The organism is Mediterraneibacter butyricigenes (genome assembly GCF_003574295.1).
In the GTDB taxonomy this organism is placed as follows: domain Bacteria; phylum Bacillota; class Clostridia; order Lachnospirales; family Lachnospiraceae; genus Mediterraneibacter_A; species Mediterraneibacter_A butyricigenes.
In genome coordinates this window covers 147,656-169,000 of record NZ_BHGK01000001.1, presented here as the reverse complement: position 1 = coordinate 169,000, position 21,345 = coordinate 147,656, and the positions used below count along the sequence as shown (strand labels likewise).

Here is a 21,345-nt window from a genome sequence, read left to right as displayed (position 1 = left end):
TTCAGAAAAGAGGTGTGGGTCTGTGAAAAAAATCTGGTATCGAAGAATACTGAACGGTTTGTTGTTCATGGGGATCATCGGGCTGGCGGGATATGGATATGTGGCATATGATACGGTGAAAAAGGATGGGAGTCAGACGGAACAGGAGGTCAGTGCAAGATCTCTGGAAGAAAATACAGTGCTTCTGGGGGGAATGCCGGTTGGGATTTACATGGAAACAGAGGGCGTGATGGTACTTGGGACTCAATCGGTGGAAAATCAGGAAGGAATCAAGGAAGAACCTGCCAAAAACCTGGTGAAGGCAGGGGATTACATTGTGGGGATCAATGGAGAAAAGGTAGAAAATAAGAAAGAACTGGCGGATTGTGTGAAGAATCTCGAAAAAGAAACGGTGATCCTTCAGATTCGACGCGACCGAGAGGAAATTGAGCTGAAAATGACACCGGTCAGTGTCTCATCCAAAGAGCGGAAACTCGGCATTTGGGTCCGGGACAATCTTCAGGGACTCGGAACGATCACTTTTTTAACCAGAGACAGCCGTTTTGGGGCACTGGGGCATGGAATCCATGATGTGGACACCAATGGACTGGTGGAAATCGCAAAAGGGAGTCTTTATGCCACCAATATCCGGACACTGATGAAGGGCAGAGCGGGAATGCCGGGGAGTCTGGAAGGAATTATCGTTTATAACAGTTTTAACAGGCTGGGCGAGATTGAGAAGAATACAGAAGCCGGAATCTACGGCAAACTGGAGAAAGTTGACCGGCTGTTCGAGGAAGAAATTGCAATCGAAGTGGCAAAGAAAGAAGAAATCTGTACAGGGCCGGCGCAGATCCGGTGCTGTATCGGGGATGAGATCTGTTACTACGATGTGGAGATCCTGGATGTGGATCCGACAGAAAAGGAAGTCAATAAAGGAATGATTGTAAGGGTGACGGATCCGAAGCTTTTGGAGAAAACGGGTGGAATCATTCAGGGAATGAGCGGCAGTCCGATCGTCCAGAACGGAAAACTGATCGGGGCTGTAACCCATGTGTTTGTGAATCATCCGGAAAAAGGGTATGGGATCTTTGCGGAGACGATGTTGGAACTTTCCGGGGATAATTTTGCAGAAAACCAGACGGAATAAAACAGATTTCACGAGAAAAATGACGAATTATTTTGATAATTCAGAGAAAAACAAAGGAGTGGTCGAATCATTACGAGGTGTTGAAATTGTGATCTGTAAACTGCCGTCGTATAATAGCCCATGTGGAAAACTTAAAAGGAATCAGGAAAGGAGTACCCATGGAACAGTTAAGTGTAGCAATTGCAGATGACAATGAACGACTTTTGGACATGTTGGATGAAATCATCAGTTCGGATAAAATGCTGAACGTGGTGGGAAAAGCAAAAAACGGAGAAGATATCTGTCAGATCATAAGGAACAAAGAGCCGGATGTGGTGCTGTTGGATCTGATTATGCCGAAAATGGATGGTCTGACAGTGATGGATCAGATCAATCATGACAAAATGGTGAAGAAACATCCGAGTTTTATTGTACTGACGGCGATCGGACAGGAAGCGATCACGGAAGATGCCTTTCAGAAAGGTGCAAATTACTACATGATGAAACCATTCAATAATGAGATGTTGTTAAGCCGGATCAAGAATGTGAACCACTCTTTCAGGGGACAGGGAAAACGGGGAGCGGAAGCCGAAAATTATGAGACCCTCAGAGAGGGAGAACTGGAGAACCGTATCACCAATCTGCTGCATGAGATCGGAATTCCGGCACATATCAAAGGGTACCATTACCTGAGGGATGCCATTTTGATGGCGGTGGATGATATGGATGTATTAAATGCCATCACGAAGGTCTTGTATCCGACCGTTGCAAAAAAATATCAGACCACATCCAGTCGTGTGGAACGGGCAATCCGTCATGCGATTGAAGTAGCATGGAGCAGAGGAAAACTGGATACGATCGATGAACTTTTCGGGTATACTGTCAGCAATGGCAAAGGAAAACCAACCAATTCAGAGTTCATTGCACTGATCGCGGACACCATTCAATTAGAGTACAAACATCGATAAAATTCTTCCAATAATTGACCGGATGCGGTATAATGAAAATAAGAGTTTTATGGTCGATGGAGGAAGAAATATGAAAAATATTCTTTATGTTGCATCAGAAGCAGTACCATTTATTAAAACGGGAGGACTGGCAGATGTTGTGGGTTCTTTGCCAAAATATTTTGACAGAAAAAAATACGACGTGCGAGTGGTTCTGCCAAAATATTCCTGTATGAAGCAGGAATGGAAAGATAAAATGGAATATGTGGATCATTTTTATATGAACATAAACGGAGAAGACCAGTACGTAGGCATTTTAAAGATCGTACTGGATAAGATTACGTTTTATTTTATAGATAATGAACATTACTTTACGGGATTTACTCCTTATGGAGATACACTATGGGATATCGAGAAGTTCGCGTTCTTTTCCAAAGCGGCTTTAAGTATCCTTCCGGTGATCGGATTCAGACCGGATCTGATCCATTGCCACGACTGGCAGGCAGGTCTTGTTCCGGTTTATCTGGATAATTTCCGTTACGGAGGAGAATATTACCGGGGAATCCATACTGTTATGACGATACATAACCTGAAATTCCAGGGAGTCTGGGATCGGGACAGCGTACAGCGGATTACGGGACTTCCGGATTATTATTTTGCGCCGGATAAGATGGAGGCTTATGACAACGCCAATCTCTTAAAAGGCGGAATCGTATTTGCCGACAAGGTTACTACGGTCAGTGAGACCTATGCAGAAGAGATCAAGACTCCGTTTTTTGGAGAAGGTCTGGACGGACTGATGTATGCCAGATCCAATGACTTAAGCGGAATCGTCAATGGACTGGATTATAATGAATACTGTCCGTTTATGGATCCGATAATCAAAAAGCACTATACGTCCGATACGTTCCGGCGAAATAAAGTGGCAAATAAAACGGCACTGCAGGAAGAACTTGGGTTGGTGAAGGATTCGAAGGTAATGATGATCGGCATGGTATCCCGACTGACAGATCAGAAGGGATTTGACCTGGTGGACTATGTGATGGATGAACTTTGTCAGGATGCGGTACAGATCGTGGTTCTTGGAACCGGAGAAGTGAAATATGAAAATATGTTCCGGCACTTTGCATGGAAGTATCCGGAGAAGGTTTCCGCAAACATTTTCTATTCCGAAGAAATGTCCCATAAGATTTATGCCTCTGCCGATGCATTTCTGATGCCGTCCCTGTTTGAACCATGCGGATTAAGCCAGTTGATGAGCTTAAGATACGGAACAGTCCCAATCGTACGGGAGACCGGAGGACTGAAAGATACCGTAGAAGCCTATAATGAATATGAGAAGACCGGTACGGGATTCAGCTTTGCAAACTACAATGCCCATGAGATGCTTCATACGATCCGGTATGCAGAACGGATCTTCTATGATAAGAAACGTGACTGGAACAAGATCGTAGAACGCGGCATGGAACGGGATTTCTCCTGGAAAAATTCAGCAAAGCAATATGATATGCTTTACAAGAATCTTCTGGGATAGTACAATAAGCAACAGTAAAAAGAAACAGGAGTATACAACAGGATGAAGATTTCAGAAAAATTAAACAGCGGGAAAATTAATATTTCTTTAGAGGTATTCCCACCAAAGACATCGGATACCTATGATAAGGTACAGGATGCAGTAGATAAGATCGGAGCATTAAAACCGGCATTTATCAGTGTGACTTACGGGGCAGGCGGCGGAACCAGCAAGAATACGCTTAAGATCGCCAAACACATCAAAGACGATCTGGGTGTGGACTCTCTGGCACATCTGACCTGTGCTTCTTCTACAAAAGAAGAGGTACGCGAGGTGATCGGACGGTTAAAGGAAGCAGGAATCGAAAATATTCTTGCTCTGCGCGGAGATATTCCGGAAGGCGGAAGCTTACCGGGAGATGATTCCTTCAAACATGCATCGGAACTGGTACAGGAGATCAAAAAGCATGGAGATTTCTGTATCGGAGGAGCATGCTATCCGGAAGGACACGTAGAAAATGCACATAAAGAGGATGACATCCGTTATCTGAAAGAAAAAGTGGACTGTGGAGTTGATTTCCTGACGACACAGATGTTCTTTGACAATTCCATCCACTATAATTTCCTTTACAGAATCCGGGAAGCGGGAATCACGGTTCCGGTACTTCCGGGAATTATGCCTGTAACCAACGGGCGCCAGATGAAGAGGATCTGTCAGCTTTCCGGAACCATTCTTCCGGCAAGATTTCAGGCAATCGTAGACCGCTTCGGGGACAATCCGGCGGCAATGCAGCAGGCAGGTATTGCATATGCGACAGATCAGATCATTGATCTCCTGGCAAATGGAATCAAGAATATCCATATTTATTCCATGAACAAACCGGAAGTTGCGGCAGCAATCCTGAACAACCTTTCAGAGATTGTGAAATGCTAAAGAACTGCGGATGGCAGAGATATGGAATTCTGTGATCCGAAGGACAGGATTTAACGAGAAGAAGAGAAAAGACAGAGGATAGAAGACAGATAGCATGGAAAGCAGAATACAGGAGGCAATCCGGTATCTGGGCTATGGAAGAAACGCGGTAGATCAAGAAACGCTTGACATGGTTTCCGAAGCTTTTTTGCAGTTGGACCAATGCGCAAAGAAGCGTTCGGTCTGCCGCATTTTTCAGTTAGAGCAGATGGCGGATGACAGGTTTAAAATCGGAAAGCTGGATGTGAAAAGCAAAGGGCTTGGGAAGAATTTGAAGGGATGTTCTTCCGTGGCTGTTTTTGGGGCGACACTGGGAATTGAGGTGGATCGCCTGATCCAGAGAAGTTCTGTAAGGAATATGGCAAAGGCGGTTGTCGTACAGGCCTGTGCGGCGGCTTATCTGGAAGAATACTGTGATCAGATCCAGGAAGAACTGCGCCGGGAAAAAGAAAAGGAAGCTCTTTATCTGAGACCGAGATTCAGTCCCGGATACGGAGATTTTTCGATTGAGTATCAAAGACCGATCGTTCAGATGCTGGATGCAGCAAAGAAGATCGGACTGACACTGACGGACAGTTGTATGATGGTTCCGTCAAAATCAGTGACGGCGGTGATCGGGATCAGCGAAACATCTCTGCCGTGTCACAGACAGGGATGCGAGATTTGTACAAAGACAGATTGTCTATATAGAAGGAATACGGCATGATAAGAGAAAAGTTAGGAAAAGAATTATTATTTTTTGACGGAGGAATGGGAACCCTGCTCCAGGCAAAGGGGCTGGCACCGGGAGAGTTGCCGGAGACCTGGAACCTGCTTCATCCGGAGGCAATCCGGGAGATTCACCAATCCTATATTGAGGCGGGAAGTGATATTGTACTGACCAATACATTCGGTGCAAATGCCCTGAAATTCCACGATGAAGGCTATCAGCTCAAAGAGATCGTGGATGCGGCGGTGTCTCATGTAAAACAGGCGGCAGAGGACGCAGGAGTTGACCGGAAGATTTATACAGCTCTCGATGTGGGCCCTACCGGAAAATTATTAAAGCCCATGGGAGATCTGGAATTTGAGACGGCTTACCGTGCCTTCCGCGAAGTGATGGAATATGGAGAAGCGGCAGGGGCAGATCTGATCCATATTGAGACCATGAGTGATACCTATGAGATGAAGGCGGCAGTTCTTGCGGCGAAAGAAGGTACAGATCTTCCGGTGTTCGTTACGGCGATTTTTGACGAAAGAGGAAAGCTTCTGACCGGTGCGGATGTTCCGTCCGTTGTTGCCATGCTGGAAGGCTTAAGAGTGGATGCTCTGGGAATCAACTGTGGACTGGGACCGGCACAGATGATGCCGATTCTGGAACAGTTAAGAGAATATACCTCCCTTCCGATTATCGTAAAACCAAATGCGGGACTTCCGAAACAGAAAGACGGAAAGACCTGGTATGACGTATCACCGGAAGAATTTGCCGGATGTATGAAAGAAATCGTATCGATGGGAGCGTGTGTGATCGGCGGATGCTGTGGTACCACACCGGATCATATCCGAAAGATGGCAGAGGAGTGCAAAGATCTTTCCATTCTGGTACCCCAGCCAAAAGACCGGACCATCGTATCCTCTTACGGGCAGTCTGTCACACTGGGCGTGGGATCTAGGATCATCGGAGAACGGATCAATCCGACCGGAAAGAAACGGTTCAAGCAGGCGTTAAAAGAAAATGATATGGACTATATCCTGAACGAAGCAATTACCCAGGAAGAGCGGGGCGCACACATTCTGGATGTCAATGTAGGTCTTCCGGATATTGACGAACCGGCGGTGATGGAAGAAGTGATCCAGGAGATTCAGGCGGTGACCAGTCTTCCCCTTCAGATCGATACCGTAGATGCAGATGCGATGGAACGTGCCATGCGGATCTACAACGGAAAGCCGATGGTCAATTCGGTCAGTGGGAAGAAAGAATCCATGGATATGGTATTCCCTCTGGTGAAAAAATATGGCGGCGTTGTGATCGGGCTGACGCTGGATGAGGGAGGAATTCCTGCAACCGCAGACGGAAGAGTAAAGATTGCAGAGAAGATTGTGGCAGAGGCAGCAAAATACGGAATCCAGAAGAAGGATATCGTGATCGATGTTTTGACGATGACCATCAGCTCAGAGGCGGAAGGTGCGATCGTTACACTGGAAGCTCTGCGAAGAGTGCGGTGGGAACTGGGATTAAATACGGTTCTCGGTGTGTCCAATATCTCCTTTGGTCTGCCGAGCCGTCCGGTGATCAATTCCAATTTCTACACCATGGCGATGTACAGTGGGCTGAGCGCGGGAATCATCAATCCATCTTCCGAAGACATGATGCGTTCCTTCTATGCTTATCATGCACTGATGAATCTGGATGAGAACTTTGGAAACTATATCGAGCGGTTCTCTAAAGTAACTCAGACGATTCAGACGGTTTCCATTGACCAGGGGAACGGAGCAGCCGGTGGGACAGCCGCTGCGGGAGGCGGAAGCAGAACGCTTCAGACCGCTATCGAAAAGGGTCTGAAGGAAGAGGCAAGAGAGATGACAAAGGCACTTCTGGAGACAGAAAAGCCGCTGGATATCATCAATCAGCATCTGATCCCGGCACTGGATACCGTGGGCAAGGGATTCGAAAAAGGTACGGTCTTTCTTCCACAGCTTTTGATGAGTGCAGAGGCAGCAAAGGTTGCGTTTGCCGTGATCAAGGATGCTATGGCAGGAACCGATGAGACAGAAGAGGCAAAAGAAAAAGTTGTATTGGCAACCGTCAAAGGAGATATTCACGATATCGGAAAAAATATTGTGAAGGTTCTTCTGGAAAATTACGGATTTGAAGTGGTGGATCTTGGAAAAGACGTTCCGCCGGAGAAGATCGTAGAGACCGTGAAAGAACAGAACATTAAGCTGGTAGGCTTAAGTGCCCTGATGACGACAACCGTTGTCAGCATGGAAGAGACCATCAAACAGCTCAAAGAAGCAGGATTGGACTGCAAAGTCATGGTAGGAGGAGCGGTACTGAATCAGGAGTATGCGGATATGATCGGCGCAGATTTCTACGGAAAAGATGCCATGCAGTCTGTTTATTACGCACAGGATCTGCTGTTAAAATAAGGAAACAGGATTTAAATGGTTTCCGGTCAGAAGATTTACCGGATTGTTTCTTATTTCATACATGGATTTTGGTTGACAAGATTTTAACGGACAGGTATATTAATCTGTGGTAAATGAATGAGGATAAAGATTAAAAATCAGGAGGTACGCCTTATGTTGAGAGGATTGGACACACCAATCAGAGCAATCAGAAGACAGGTATTTACAGAAGCAGCGAAACTTGGACTGAAAGCTAATTCAGAGACGCTTTTAGATGATATGGAAGAAATTCCTTATAAAATTGTAAATGAAGATACGGAACAGTATCGGGAAAGCGTATACCGTTCCAGAGCGATCGTCAGAGAACGACTGAGACTTGCAATGGGACTTTCCCTTCGTCCGGAGGATAAACCGATTCCGTTGACCGCAGGGGTGGATGCAAGTAATATTTCCGAGAAATATTATGAGCCGCCGCTTATGCAGGTGATTCCGTCAGCATGTGATGCATGTGAGGAAAGAGGATATGAAGTCAGCAATATGTGTCGTGGATGTCTGGCGCACCCGTGTATGGAGGTATGTCCGAGAGGCGCGATTTCCATGGTAGACGGACATTCCCATATTGATCAGGAAAAATGTATCAAATGCGGAAAGTGCAAATCGGCCTGTCCGTATGATGCAATTTCCAAAAAAGAGCGTCCGTGTCAGGCTGCCTGTGGCGTAGGAGCCATCGGAAGTGACAGGATGGGACGTGCAAAGATTGACAATGACAAATGTGTATCCTGTGGTATGTGTATGGTAAACTGCCCGTTCGGAGCAATTTCTGACAAATCCCAGGTATTCCAGTTGATGCGTACACTTTCCGAGGGTGGAGAGATTGTTGCAGAGATCGCACCGGCATTTGTCGGCCAGTTCGGAGACAACATCACCCCGAGAAATATCAAAGCGGCTTTACAGGAACTTGGATTCAAGGAAGTATATGAAGTAGCACTTGGAGCAGATATCGGAGCCATTGCTGAGGCTCATCACTATGTAGAGAAGGTTGAGACAGGAGAGTTACCGTTCCTGCTGACTTCCTGCTGCCCGTCCTGGTCCATGCTGGCAAAGAAATATTTCCCGGATCTGATCGATCAGATCTCCCAGGAACTGACTCCGATGGTGGCAACTGCAAGAACCATCAAGAAAGAGCATCCGAATGCAAGAGTGGTATTTATCGGACCATGTGCAGCCAAGAAGCTGGAAGCTTCCAGAAGAACCGTTCGAAGCGATGTAGACTTCGTTGTAACCTATGAAGAGTTGCAGGCAATGTTCGATGCAAAAGAAATTGACCTGACCAAATATGAGGCAGAGTCCTCTTTCCATAATGCAACCGGAGCAGGCCGCGGTTATGCGTGTGCAGGCGGCGTGGCTCAGGCAATCGAGAACTGTGTACATGAGTATTATCCGGATGTGGATGTTCATGTGGAACATGCAGAGGGACTGGCTGAATGTAAGAAGACCCTGATGCTTGCGAAAGCAGGACGTATGAACGGATGCCTGATCGAAGGTATGGGATGTCCGGGAGGATGTATCGCCGGAGCAGGTACCAATATTCCGGTAGAGAAAGCAAAGAAAGCGCTGGCTAACTTTGTGAAGAATTCTTCCACACCACTTCCGTCAAAAGAACTGGCAGAGATCGAATTAAAATAAGTTGCGAAATAAGTTCTCTTTACAAACGGAAATGCCTATGCTATCATAGGAAAGAACGTAGCATAGAACGTTCGGAGGTGTAGTTATGGGATTTTTATCTGGTGTACCGGAACTTCTGATCCAGGCAGTTGCAATCGGCGGAATCGCATTTATTGCAGGAATCTTCGGAAGAGGATTAACTGGTCGGAAAGACGGAAAGAACCAAAAAGGTAAAGGCAAAAAATAAAGAACTTCCATAGAGTGGACATATGTGCCACTCTATTGGTGCGTAAGTAACACACAAGCGGACATGCTGGCATGTCCGCTTGTAACATGAGGAGGAAAGATATGCAATCCTATGGAGTAAACGAATTAAGAAAGATGTTCCTGAAATTTTTTGAGAGTAAAGGACATCTGGCAATGAAAAGTTTTTCACTGGTGCCGCACAATGACAAGAGTCTTTTGCTGATCAATTCAGGAATGGCTCCGCTGAAACCTTATTTTACGGGACAGGAGATTCCGCCGAGACGCAGAGTGACAACCTGTCAGAAATGTATCCGTACCGGAGATATCGAGAATGTAGGTAAGACAGCCCGCCACGGTACATTTTTTGAGATGCTTGGTAACTTCTCTTTCGGAGATTATTTTAAGACCGAAGCCATCCACTGGTCCTGGGAATTTCTGACAGAAGTAGTAGGCATCGATCCGGATCGTCTGTATCCGTCCATTTATGAGGATGATGATGAGGCGTTCAAGATCTGGAATGAAGAGATGGGAATTCCGGCAGAGAGAATCTTCCGTTTCGGAAAAGAAGATAACTTCTGGGAGCACGGTTCAGGCCCTTGCGGACCTTGTTCTGAGATTTATTATGACCGCGGAGAGAAATACGGCTGCGGAAAACCAGGATGTACAGTCGGCTGTGACTGCGACCGTTACATGGAAATCTGGAACAACGTATTCAGCCAGTTCAACAACGACGGACATGGCAATTATACAGACCTGATCCAGAAGAACATTGATACAGGTATGGGACTGGAACGTCTGGCATGTGTGGTTCAGGATGTAGATTCCATGTTCGATATTGATACGATCAAAGCGCTGAGAGATCATGTCTGCCGTCTTGCAGACAAATCTTACGGAATCGACCATGAGACAGATGTGTCTCTTCGTGTGGTCACAGACCATGTACGTTCCGTAACCTTTATGATCTCCGACGGTATCCTTCCTTCCAACAGTGGTCGCGGATATGTCCTTCGTCGTCTCCTTCGCCGTGCATGCCGCCACGGAAAGCTTCTCGGAATCGACGGAGCATTCCTGGTAGATCTGGCCAATACCGTAATTGAGGGATCTAAGGACGGATATCCGGAACTGGAAGAAAAGAAAGAATTTATCTTTAACGTAATCGCAAAAGAAGAGGCCAACTTCAACAAGACCATTGATCAGGGACTTTCGATTCTGGCTGATATGGAAGCTGAGATGGAAAAACGTGGAGAAAAGGTTCTCTCAGGAGAGGATGCGTTCCGTCTGTACGATACTTACGGATTCCCGATTGATCTGACCAGTGAGATTCTGGAAGAAAAAGGTCTGACTTATGACGAGGAAGGCTTTAAAAAGGCACAGGAAGAACAGAAGAAGAAATCCGAAGGCTCTTTCGGCGTTCATTCCATGTCCGGAAAAGATGCTTCTGTATATGATGAACTGGATTCCACACTGGAAACAGAATTTGTAGGATATGACAATCTGTCTTATGAGGCGAAAGTAACTGCGTTGACTACAGAGACAGAAGTAGTCGATGCCCTTTCCGACGGGGAAAAAGGTACGATCGTTGTGGATAAAACACCGTTTTACGGAACGATGGGTGGACAGGAAGGCGATGCCGGTGTGATTCGGACAGCCGACGGAGAATTTACCGTAGAAACCACGATCCATCTGGCAGGAACCAAGTTGGGACATATCGGATACGTTTCAAAAGGTATGATCAAGATTGGAGATCAGGTAACTCTGGAAGTGGATGCACAGAAACGTGCCCTGACAGAGCGCAACCATTCTGCAACCCATCTGCTTCAGAAAGCACTGCGTGAAGTGCTGGGAGCACACGTAGAACAGGCCGGATCCAGTGTCAACGAAGACAGACTTCGTTTTGACTTTACACATTTCTCTGCACTGAGTCAGGAGGAACTGAAGCAGGTAGAGGCGATCGTCAATGAGAAGATCATGGCAGGACTTCCGGTTGTATGTAAGAACATGCCGATCGAGGAAGCAAGAAAGACAGGAGCACAGGCTCTGTTTGGTGAGAAATACGGGGATGTAGTCCGTGTCGTAAACATGGGAGACTTTTCCATTGAGTTCTGTGGTGGAACTCATGTAAAGAATACCGGAGAGATCATGGCATTGAAGATCGTGTCTGAATCCGGAATCTCAGCAGGTGTCAGACGTATTGAAGCACTGACATCCAAAGGACTCCTGAAATACTATGACAAACTGGAAGAGAGCCTGAAAGAAGCGGCAGCCCTTGTGAAAGCAACTCCGGATCATCTGGTAGAGAAGATTTCCCATACACTGGCAGAGAATAAGAGTCTGCACAGTGAGGTGGAAAGCTTAAAGAGCAAGATGGCAAAAGAGTCCATGGGTGATGTGACCGAGCAGGTAGAAGAAGTCAAAGGCGTAAAAGTACTTGCACTGAAAGTAGACGGTGCAGATATGAACGGACTGCGCGACCTGGGAGATCAGTTGAAAGAAAAACTGGGAGAAGGCGTTGTAGTTCTGGCTTCCGGAGCAGACGGTAAGGTCAGTCTGATGGCAACCGCAACAGACGGCGCAATCAAACAGGGTGCTCATGCCGGAAATCTTGTGAAGGCAATCGCAGGATGTGTCGGCGGTGGCGGTGGTGGTCGTCCGAACATGGCACAGGCAGGCGGAAAGAATCCGGCAGGAATTGACGAAGCGCTTGCAAAAGTGAAAGAAGTTCTGGAAGGACAGTTGAAATAATCAAATCATCGGTCTGAAAATACGTCAGAAAAATTACTGAGGAAAAAAACGCATCAAATGCGAAAAATCAGTTGACGTAAACGGAAAATATGATATAATTCTATATAGTGCAATAAAAAATACCCAAACAGTCGTATGATGCACAATATAGGCTGGAGGGAGGTTAGGTGTGAGACTATGTCAAATGTAATCGTAAAAGAAAACGAAACGTTGGACAGCGCTTTACGCAGATTTAAAAGAAATTGCGCAAAAGCTGGAATTCAGCAGGAGATTCGTAAGAGAGAACATTACGAAAAGCCAAGCGTAAGACGTAAAAAGAAATCTGAAGCTGCTAGAAAACGCAAGTATAACTAGTGTGCATAATGGACGGAACATCCTTCGGATGTTCCGTTTTTTCGTTGTCGGGTATACGACAAAAAGATCCGGTGGATCTTTTTAAAGTTACAGGAATGCAACTTTAACTCTCGCAAAAGGAATACATAAGGGAACATCCGAAGCCCCGGTACTTTCTTCGAGCGAGCGTGATCGCCGCTCGAAGGAGATCTCTTTATGGGGCGAAGGCAAGCGTAAGCGGTTCCCGTTGTATTCCTTTTGCTGGAGGATAATGGTTTTATATAATCCGGTGATTCCGATGTGGTTTGTAGGTTTAAAGTGCTACAAAGATAAAATTTTTTCCAAATTCTATATTGACAAAAAACAGAGTACAGTCTAAAATATTTTTTGTCAAAGGGGACAACAGGCAGGGCTTCTTTGAAGTTCTGCTTTTTGTATGGCGATGAGCCAGGATATAATGCTCTGTATTGCAGGAATATTTGTTAGAAAGATAGGATACGGGTATTATCAGAAACCAGAACATATTTTAGGAGGTAGAGTTATGTCATATGTTGATGAGGTAATCGAAGCTGTCGTAAAGAAAAATCCGGCAGAGCCTGAATTCCATCAGGCAGTAAAAGAGGTACTGGAGTCTTTGAGAGTTGTAATCGAAGCAAACGAGGAAAGGTATCGTAAAGATGCATTGCTTGAAAGACTGGTTGAACCGGAAAGACAGATCAAATTCAGAGTACCGTGGGTAGATGATAAGGGACAGGTTCAGGTAAATACCGGATACCGTGTACAGTTTAACAGCGCAATCGGACCATACAAGGGAGGATTGAGACTTCATCCATCTGTAAACCTTGGTATTATCAAATTCCTTGGTTTTGAGCAGATTTTCAAAAACTCACTGACAGGTCTTCCGATCGGCGGAGGAAAAGGTGGTTCCGACTTCGATCCTAAGGGAAAATCAGACCGTGAGGTTATGGCATTCTGCCAGAGCTTTATGACAGAACTTTGCAAATATATTGGAGCAGATACAGATGTACCGGCCGGAGATATCGGAACAGGTGCAAGAGAGATCGGATATATGTTCGGTCAGTACAAGAGAATCAGAGGACTTTATGAAGGTGTTCTGACAGGTAAAGGATTAACTTATGGTGGATCCCTTGCAAGAACAGAAGCTACCGGATATGGTCTGCTGTATCTGACAGAAGAACTTCTGAAGCTGAACGGAATCGAACTTGCAGGAAAGACAGTTGCAGTTTCCGGATCCGGTAACGTTGCAATCTATGCAACAGAGAAGGCTCAGCAGTTGGGCGCTAAGGTTGTAACAGTCAGCGATTCTACCGGTTGGGTATATGATCCGGAAGGAATTGACGTTGCAGCACTGAAAGAGATCAAAGAAGTCAATCGTGCAAGACTGACAGAATACAAGAAATATCGTCCGAATTCAGAATATCATGAGGGACGTGGCGTATGGAATGTGAAAGTAGATATCGCTCTTCCATGTGCAACACAGAACGAACTGCACTTAGAGGATGCAAAGGCTCTGGTAGCAAACGGATGCCTGGCAGTCTGCGAAGGTGCAAACATGCCTACTACACTGGAAGCAACACAGTATCTGCAGGAGAATGGTGTAATCTTTGCACCTGGTAAAGCTGCAAATGCCGGTGGTGTTGCAACATCTGCACTGGAGATGTCCCAGAACAGCGAGCGTCTGAGCTGGACATTTGAAGAAGTAGATGCAAAACTGAAAAACATCATGATCAATATCTGCCATAACATGTCTGATGCAGCAGAGAAATACGGCGCAAAAGGCAACTACGTAGTAGGTGCTAACATTGCCGGATTCGAGAAAGTTGTAGATGCTATGACAGCTCAGGGAATCTGCTAATTTAAGAAAGAAATATTCTGAAAGATTACAGAAAGTGAAAATCCGAATCTTCCGGGTAACCGGAGGGTTCGGATTTTTTTTATTGACCAGGCTAAATTTGACCAGACTAAATTTGACCAGACTAAATTTGAACAGACGGATTTTCCTTGAAACAAAAAGAAAGGGTATGGTAAACTAAATAAGTTGAGGGAGGATTATGTCGAATGAAGAAGAAAATTTTAGCGCTCATACTGGCGGCAGTTGTTTTCAATACAGGAATCTACTATCCGGCAGACAGCTATGCCTATGAAGGTGTAGACGCTGTTTCTGCTCAGATGGAAGATGGAACTACGGGAAAGAATTCGGAACAGGCGTCGGACCATACCGAGACACAGGATTTACAGAACCCACAGGAGAAAGATCATCAGGTGTTGGCTCAGGAACAAGATGCTCAAGATTCAAGTCTGAACTCAGATCAACAGAATCAGGATGGTCAGGAGTCGGATGACGGGTCACAGATACAACCGGTATCCGAAGAACAGGATCAGGAGGATCAGGAGACTGGGATAGAAACCGAGGTGGAAACGCAGGCGGAGAAGACGTCAGTTTCTTACCGGACTCATGTACAGACTTACGGTTGGCAGGACTATGTGAAGGATGGAGAAACCTCCGGAACATCGGGGCAGTCCAAGCGACTGGAGGGCATCCAAATCAAACTGGAGCATCCGGAATATACGGGAGATATTGAGTATCGAACCCATGTGCAGACCTATGGCTGGCAGAATTATGTAAAGAATGATGCAATGGCAGGAACTACCGGACAATCCAAGCGACTGGAAGCGATTCAGATCCGCCTGACCGGAGAGATAGCACAGCATTACGATATTTATTACCGGGTTCATTCTCAGACCTATGGCTGGCTTGACTGGGCCAAGAACGGGGAATATGCGGGAACCGCCGGCTATTCCAAACGTCTGGAAGCCATCGAAATCCGACTGGTAGAAAAAGGAGATGCAGCGCCGGGAGCAACCGATAAGAAGTATCTGCATCCGATGGTTTCTTACCGAACTCATGTACAGACTTACGGTTGGCAGGGGTATGTTCAGGATGGAACGGTTGCGGGAACCTCCGGACAGTCGAAACGACTGGAAGGAATTCAGATTCAGCTCAATAACCAGGAATATGATGGAAATATTGAGTATCGAACCCATGTACAGACCTATGGCTGGCAAGGATATGTGAAAAATGGAGCGATGTCCGGAACCTCCGGACAGTCCAAGCGACTGGAAGCAATTCAGATCCGACTGACCGGGGAAATGGCGCAGCATTATGATATATATTATCGGGTGCATTCCCAGACTTACGGCTGGCTTGGCTGGGCGAAGAATGGAGAATATGCCGGAACCGCCGGATACTCCAAGCGACTGGAGGCAATCCAGATTCAGCTTTATCCGAAAAACGCATCCAATGCACCTGCCCAGACCACACGTAGTTATATAGCAAATACAGAGGCCGGAACATTGACATACGCTTCTTTTGTGGAAGGAAGCGGCTGGCAAAATGCAGTCAGTGCCGGAACGATCTCCGGAACCACCGGGCAGGGCAAACAGTTAGAAGCAGTAAAAATCAATCTAGAAAATGTAAAGGATGGACTTAAGGGAGGAATCCAGTATAGTGCATGTCTTGAGACAGGTGGATGGCAGAACTGGGTAAATGGAGGTGCCGTAGCGGGCGTTACAGATCACAGTAGCCGGATTGAGGCGATGAAAGTTCAGTTGACCGGAGAATATGCGAGCTATTATGACGTATACTATCAGGTACATCTTGAGAAATACGGTTGGCTTGGCTGGGCAAAAAACGGACAGATTGCCGGAAGTACCGGAATTCATTATAATATGCAGGCGATAAAGATCGTACTTCTTCCAAAGGGAAGCAGTGCACCCGGATCTACGGCAAATCCTTATACACAGAGTATTTACCGCCCGAATCGCGGGATTTCCAACGCACTTGGAATTTCAGCCGCTGCGGTGGTCATGAATCTTCAGTCCCATGAAAAGGATAAATTTTATCTGGGAACTCGTTATGAACCGGATTTGGATTATCGCTCTCCGAATGGAGATATTTCCTTTAACGGGGCACCGGGAATGAACTGTACCGGGTTTGTGTGGTATGTGTTGAAAAGTGCAGGTGCGACACCGTCAGCAATTCCGAATCAGCAGGAATATTCCCAGTGTGCAGGAGGATGGATCACCTGGCAGAGAAAATATGCAAATCAGGTTCCGATGTATGATTTCAGGAGTAAATCTGCAATGTTGAACTCCGGAATCCTGGAAAAAGGGGATGTAATCTGGATCTGGAATGAAAATGAAGGTGGAAAACACGGTAATAGTGATTATAACCATGTGGGCTTTTTCTGGGGAGAGACTTCCAGTCAGGATTTGTTCTGGCATTCCTCACCGAACGGAGGAAACCAGATCAGTGCGATTATCGGATTATCGAATAATGTAAGTTATACGGTGATGAAATTATAAAAGAGTGAAAAGATATTTCTGAAAATCAGAATGGATTCCGGCATATTTTGCTCAAACTTCTCTTATACTGATAACAGAGAAACAGGCGGGAGAAATGTGGTATGAGAGGTAGTAAAAAGTGGTGCAGGAATCCTGATGGAAGATACAAGACAGCATTCGGCAGAAGAGACAGGATAAGAAATCTTGCAAAATGTTGGATCATATGGATACTTACGGTGGGGATGATGTTTTCATTCCCACTGCGACTTTCTGCGGCAAACGAAAATCTGACGATCAGTGCACCGTCTGCAATCCTGATAGAAAAGACAACGGGAAGTATCTTATATGAAAAAGAGGCAGACACCAGGAGGGCACCGGCCAGTGTGACGAAAGTGATGACCATGCTTCTGATCATGGAAGGAATCGCGGAAGGAAAGATCCACAAAGACGATCAGGTGACAGTTTCGGAATATGCGGCATCCATGGGCGGTTCCCAAGTGTTTCTGGAACCCGGAGAGACACAGACCGTGGATACCATGCTGAAATGCATCGCAGTGGCCAGTGCAAACGATGCCTGTGTGGCGATGGCAGAGCATCTGTGCGGGAGTGAAGAAGTGTTTGTGGAAAAGATGAATGAGAAAGCAAAAGAACTTGGGATGACCAACACTCATTTTGTGAACTGTAACGGTCTGGATGCTGAGGGACATGAGACCACGGCAAGGGATATTTCACTGATGTCAAAGGAACTGATCACCAAATATCCGGATATCCAGGATTATTCGATGATCTGGATGGAAAATATTACCCATCATACGCGGAAAGGAGATTCGGAATTTGGACTGACCAATACCAATAAGCTGGTGCGTCAGTATGAATATGCGACCGGATTGAAAACCGGTTCCACAGGAAATGCAAAATTCTGCGTATCGGCTACCGCAAAGAAGGATGATGTGGAACTGATCGCAGTGATCATGGGAGCGGAAAACTCAAAAGACCGGTTTAAAGATGCGGTGACATTGCTGGGATACGGCTTTGGAATCTGCAGATTATACCGGGATGATAAGATGCCGGAACTGAAACCGATTGAAGTGAAAAACGGGACAGAAGAAACGGCAGAAATCCAATATGCCTATCCATTTACCTGGTTAGATACGACCGGTGCAAAATTCGGAGAGATTGAAAAGAAGCTGAATCTGCCGCAAAAAATCCAGGCTCCCGGCAAGAAGGGAGAAACGATCGGAACACTGGATTATTATCTGGGAAAGGAAAAAATCGGGAGTGTGGAGATCTGCCTGAAAGAAACCATCGAAAAAGCATCGCTGAAAGACTGGATTCATAAGATGTTAAGCAGATACTGTCATGGAGTCATTGAAATTTCAGGATATATCGTGTAGAATAGAAAGAAAAAGAAACGGAGACGAGTATATTATGACAAAAGCAGAAGTGGCTCAGATGATCGATCATACATTATTGAAGCCGGAAGCAACCAAAGAACAGATCAAAGCACTGTGTGAGGAGGCAAAGGAATACGGATTCCATTCTGTATGTGTGAATTCCAGTTATGTACCGTATTGCGCAGAACTTCTGAAAGACAGTGGGGTAGCTGTATGTACGGTTGTAGGCTTCCCTCTCGGAGCAATGTCTACCAAAGGCAAAGCTGCTGAGACAGAGATTGCAGTAAAAGACGGAGCAACAGAGATCGATATGGTCATCCATGTAGGAATGATCAAATCCAAAGACTGGGATTATGTATCAGAAGATATCAAAGCAGTTGTAGCAGCAGCCGGAGAAGGAGTCTTGGTCAAAGTGATTCTGGAAACTTGTCTGCTGACAGATGAAGAGATCGTAGAGGCAAGCAAGGTTGCAAAGGCAGCCGGAGCTGATTTTGTAAAGACTTCTACCGGATTTTCCACCGGTGGAGCAACCGTAAAAGATGTCAAACTGATGCGGGAAGCAGTAGGACCGGAACTTGGAGTAAAAGCATCTGGCGGTGTGCGTGATGCAGCATTTGCAAAAGAAGTGATCGAAGCCGGAGCTACCCGTCTTGGTGCAAGTGCAGGCGTTGCAATCTTAGAGGACTGGGCAGAATAATAAAGGAACAATAACTATGCAGGAGATTCTTCAGACAGTGATCTGGATCATTGCGATTATCTTTGCAGTGACCGTAGCGGAAATGATCCGGGAATTACATACATTCCGGGTCAGAGAATATGAAGTCATCTCTCCGAAACTGAACGGGATTAAGAAAAATTTGCAGGTCGTTTTACTAAGCGACCTGCATAACCATGTTTATGGAGAGAAAAATAAGAAGTTGCTCGATGAAATCCGGAAGATTCATCCGGATCTTATTTTGGTTGCGGGAGATATGCTGGTCGGAAAAGAGGATATTTCCTGGGAAGTAGCCGCACAATTTGTAGAGCAGCTTCCGGAAATCTGTCCGGTTTATTACGGAAACGGAAACCATGAACAGCGGATGAAAGAACAGCAGGAAGTGTATGGGGATGCATTTTTTTCCTATAAAGAACGGCTGGAAAAGGCTGGAATTCATTTTTTGGAAAATCAGACCGATCAGATAAAGATTGCAGGAAGAACAATCGTCGTCACCGGACTGGAACTTCCAAATTCCTATTATAAAAAATTTCGCAAACATTTTCTCGGAAAAGAAAGGCTAGAGGAAATGCTAGGAAAAGGGGAAACAGAGAATTTTCAGATTCTGATTGCCCATAATCCTGTATTTTTTCAGGACTATCGTAACTGGGGAGCGGATCTTGTGGTATCGGGACATCTTCATGGCGGAATCATTCGCATTCCGGGGTTAGGGGGGCTGATCACGCCTCAGGCAAAGCTGTTTCCGAAGTATTCGGGGGAACTGACAAAAAAAGAGGAGTCTTATATTGCAGTCAGTAGAGGGCTTGGGAGCCACACTGTGAACATTCGTCTGTTTAATGAGGCAGAAATCGTTGCATTGGAATTAAAACCGGAACAGGAAAAGGAAGAGGACAGGTAAACTATGGGATTGTCTGTAAAACTTCAGGTATTTGAGGGTCCGTTGGATCTGTTGTTGCACCTGATCGACAAAAATAAAATTGATATCTATGATATTCCGATCGTAGAGATTACCAATCAATATATGGACTATATTCATCAGATGGAACGGGAAGATCTGAATGTGATGAGTGAATTCCTGGTTATGGCGGCGACTCTTCTGGACATTAAATGTAAAATGCTGCTTCCGGCAGAAGTAAATGAAGAGGGCGAAGAGGAAGATCCTCGAAAAGAACTGGTGGAACGTCTTTTACAGTATAAGATTTATAAATACATGGCAGAAGAACTGAAAGACCGACAGGTGGATAATGCCCAGACTTATTATAAGGATCCTACCATTCCGCAGGAAGTTCTGGATTATGTGGAACCGGTAGATGTAGAGGCCCTGTTGTCAGGTGTGACACTGAACAGTCTAAACCGAGTCTTTCGGGATGTGATGAAACGTCAGAACAATAAGATCGACCCGATTCGAAGCAAATTCGGAAAGATTGAAAAAGAAGAAGTGACGCTTCCGGACAGGCTTTCCTGGGTCGAAAAATATATGAGACAACATCAGACGGCAGATTTTCGATCCTTATTGGAAGCGCAATGCTCAAAAGTGCAGATTATCGTGACATTTCTTGCAGTACTGGAATTGATGAAAATGGGAAAAATTCAGGTGGAACAGGAAGACACCTTTGGTGAAATTCGGATGAAATCCTGCATGGAGAATAAAGAATCGGAGGATGAAGATGACAATTGAAAAGACAGAAGGAATCATCGAAGCGATTCTTTTTACCATGGGAGAATCGGTAGAACTTGAAAAGATTGCAGCAGCGATCGAACATGATGAGGAAACGACAAGAAAATTAATCCACAATATGGCGGATCGCTATGAAGCAGAAGACCGGGGAGTCCGGATTATTGAACTGGACAATTCTTTTCAGATGTGTACCAAACCGGAAGCTTATGAATATCTGATCCGGATTGCAAAACAGCCGAAAAAATATGTACTGACGGACGTATTGCTGGAAACCTTATCCATCATTGCATACAGACAGCCTGTGACAAAGCTGGAGATCGAAAAGATCCGTGGGGTGAAAACCGATCACGCAGTCAATAAGCTGGTAGAATATGAACTGGTACAGGAAGTGGGACGACTGGATGCGCCGGGACGCCCGATTTTGTTCGGGACGACGGAAGAATTCTTACGTCACTTCGGAGTGACTTCTCTGGAAGAACTTCCGAATCTGAATCCGGAGCAGGTGGAAGATCTGAAAGAACAGGCGGAAGATGAAGCACAGTTGACGTTGCAGATCTAA

At 45.7% G+C, this 21,345-nt stretch carries 17 protein-coding genes; all 17 read left to right on the top strand.

Going from position 1 to position 21,345, the window contains the following annotated elements; all coding sequences use genetic code 11:
- Window positions 1–22: 22 nt before the first annotated feature.
- Window positions 23–1,129, top strand: a complete 1,107-nt coding sequence (spoIVB, locus tag KGMB01110_RS00830; protein WP_243112608.1) for a SpoIVB peptidase — start codon at window positions 23–25, stop codon at window positions 1,127–1,129.
- A 158-nt stretch (window positions 1,130–1,287) separates the two neighbouring features.
- Entirely contained in the window at window positions 1,288–2,076 is a 789-nt protein-coding gene (gene spo0A / locus KGMB01110_RS00825) for a sporulation transcription factor Spo0A (protein ID WP_117602115.1), read from the top strand.
- A 70-nt stretch (window positions 2,077–2,146) separates the two neighbouring features.
- A complete protein-coding gene (gene glgA / locus KGMB01110_RS00820; protein ID WP_119297303.1) occupies window positions 2,147–3,589 on the top strand; it encodes a glycogen synthase GlgA in 1,443 nt (480 codons plus the stop codon).
- Window positions 3,590–3,631: 42 nt separating this feature from the next.
- A complete protein-coding gene (gene metF / locus KGMB01110_RS00815) occupies window positions 3,632–4,501 on the top strand; it encodes a methylenetetrahydrofolate reductase [NAD(P)H] (RefSeq protein ID WP_117602117.1) in 870 nt (289 codons plus the stop codon).
- Between the two features lie 94 nt (window positions 4,502–4,595).
- Entirely contained in the window at window positions 4,596–5,246 is a 651-nt protein-coding gene (locus KGMB01110_RS00810; RefSeq protein ID WP_117602118.1) for a vitamin B12 dependent-methionine synthase activation domain-containing protein, read from the top strand.
- Window positions 5,243–7,669: a homocysteine S-methyltransferase family protein gene (locus KGMB01110_RS00805; RefSeq protein WP_119297302.1), complete on the top strand. Its 2,427-nt coding sequence runs from the start codon at window positions 5,243–5,245 to the stop codon at window positions 7,667–7,669. The genes KGMB01110_RS00810 and KGMB01110_RS00805 overlap by 4 nt, the downstream gene beginning before the upstream one ends.
- 153 nt (window positions 7,670–7,822) lie before the next feature.
- Window positions 7,823–9,334, top strand: a complete 1,512-nt coding sequence (locus KGMB01110_RS00800; protein ID WP_119297301.1) for a 4Fe-4S dicluster domain-containing protein — start codon at window positions 7,823–7,825, stop codon at window positions 9,332–9,334.
- 85 nt (window positions 9,335–9,419) lie between these two features.
- A complete protein-coding gene (locus KGMB01110_RS14850; protein WP_156085426.1) occupies window positions 9,420–9,560 on the top strand; it encodes a hypothetical protein in 141 nt (46 codons plus the stop codon).
- Between the two features lie 101 nt (window positions 9,561–9,661).
- Window positions 9,662–12,301, top strand: coding sequence for an alanine--tRNA ligase (alaS, locus tag KGMB01110_RS00795; protein WP_119297300.1), 2,640 nt, complete (start codon window positions 9,662–9,664; stop codon window positions 12,299–12,301).
- A gap of 177 nt (window positions 12,302–12,478) precedes the next feature.
- The gene (gene rpsU, locus KGMB01110_RS00790; RefSeq protein WP_004054229.1) at window positions 12,479–12,655 is read left to right on the top strand and encodes a 30S ribosomal protein S21; all 177 of its coding nucleotides are present in this window, start codon (window positions 12,479–12,481) and stop codon (window positions 12,653–12,655) included.
- 520 nt (window positions 12,656–13,175) lie between these two features.
- Window positions 13,176–14,510 carry an NADP-specific glutamate dehydrogenase gene (gene gdhA / locus KGMB01110_RS00785; protein ID WP_117602122.1) on the top strand — a complete coding sequence of 445 codons (1,335 nt, stop codon included), beginning with the start codon at window positions 13,176–13,178 and terminating at the stop codon, window positions 14,508–14,510.
- Window positions 14,511–14,713: 203 nt separating this feature from the next.
- Window positions 14,714–17,020, top strand: a complete 2,307-nt coding sequence (locus KGMB01110_RS00780; protein WP_119297299.1) for a hypothetical protein — start codon at window positions 14,714–14,716, stop codon at window positions 17,018–17,020.
- Between the two features lie 221 nt (window positions 17,021–17,241).
- Window positions 17,242–18,393 (top strand): D-alanyl-D-alanine carboxypeptidase family protein, encoded by a 1,152-nt coding sequence (locus KGMB01110_RS00775; RefSeq protein ID WP_243112847.1) that lies wholly within the window; start codon window positions 17,242–17,244, stop codon window positions 18,391–18,393.
- 34 nt (window positions 18,394–18,427) lie between these two features.
- Complete coding sequence (gene deoC, locus KGMB01110_RS00770) at window positions 18,428–19,090, top strand: deoxyribose-phosphate aldolase (RefSeq protein WP_117602125.1); 663 nt, start codon at window positions 18,428–18,430, stop codon at window positions 19,088–19,090.
- Window positions 19,091–19,106: 16 nt separating this feature from the next.
- Entirely contained in the window at window positions 19,107–20,006 is a 900-nt protein-coding gene (locus KGMB01110_RS00765; protein WP_119297297.1) for a metallophosphoesterase, read from the top strand.
- 3 nt (window positions 20,007–20,009) lie between these two features.
- Window positions 20,010–20,786, top strand: coding sequence for a segregation and condensation protein A (locus KGMB01110_RS00760; protein WP_117888272.1), 777 nt, complete (start codon window positions 20,010–20,012; stop codon window positions 20,784–20,786).
- Window positions 20,776–21,345: an SMC-Scp complex subunit ScpB gene (gene scpB / locus KGMB01110_RS00755; RefSeq protein ID WP_117602128.1), complete on the top strand. Its 570-nt coding sequence runs from the start codon at window positions 20,776–20,778 to the stop codon at window positions 21,343–21,345. Before KGMB01110_RS00760 ends, scpB begins: the two co-directional genes overlap by 11 nt.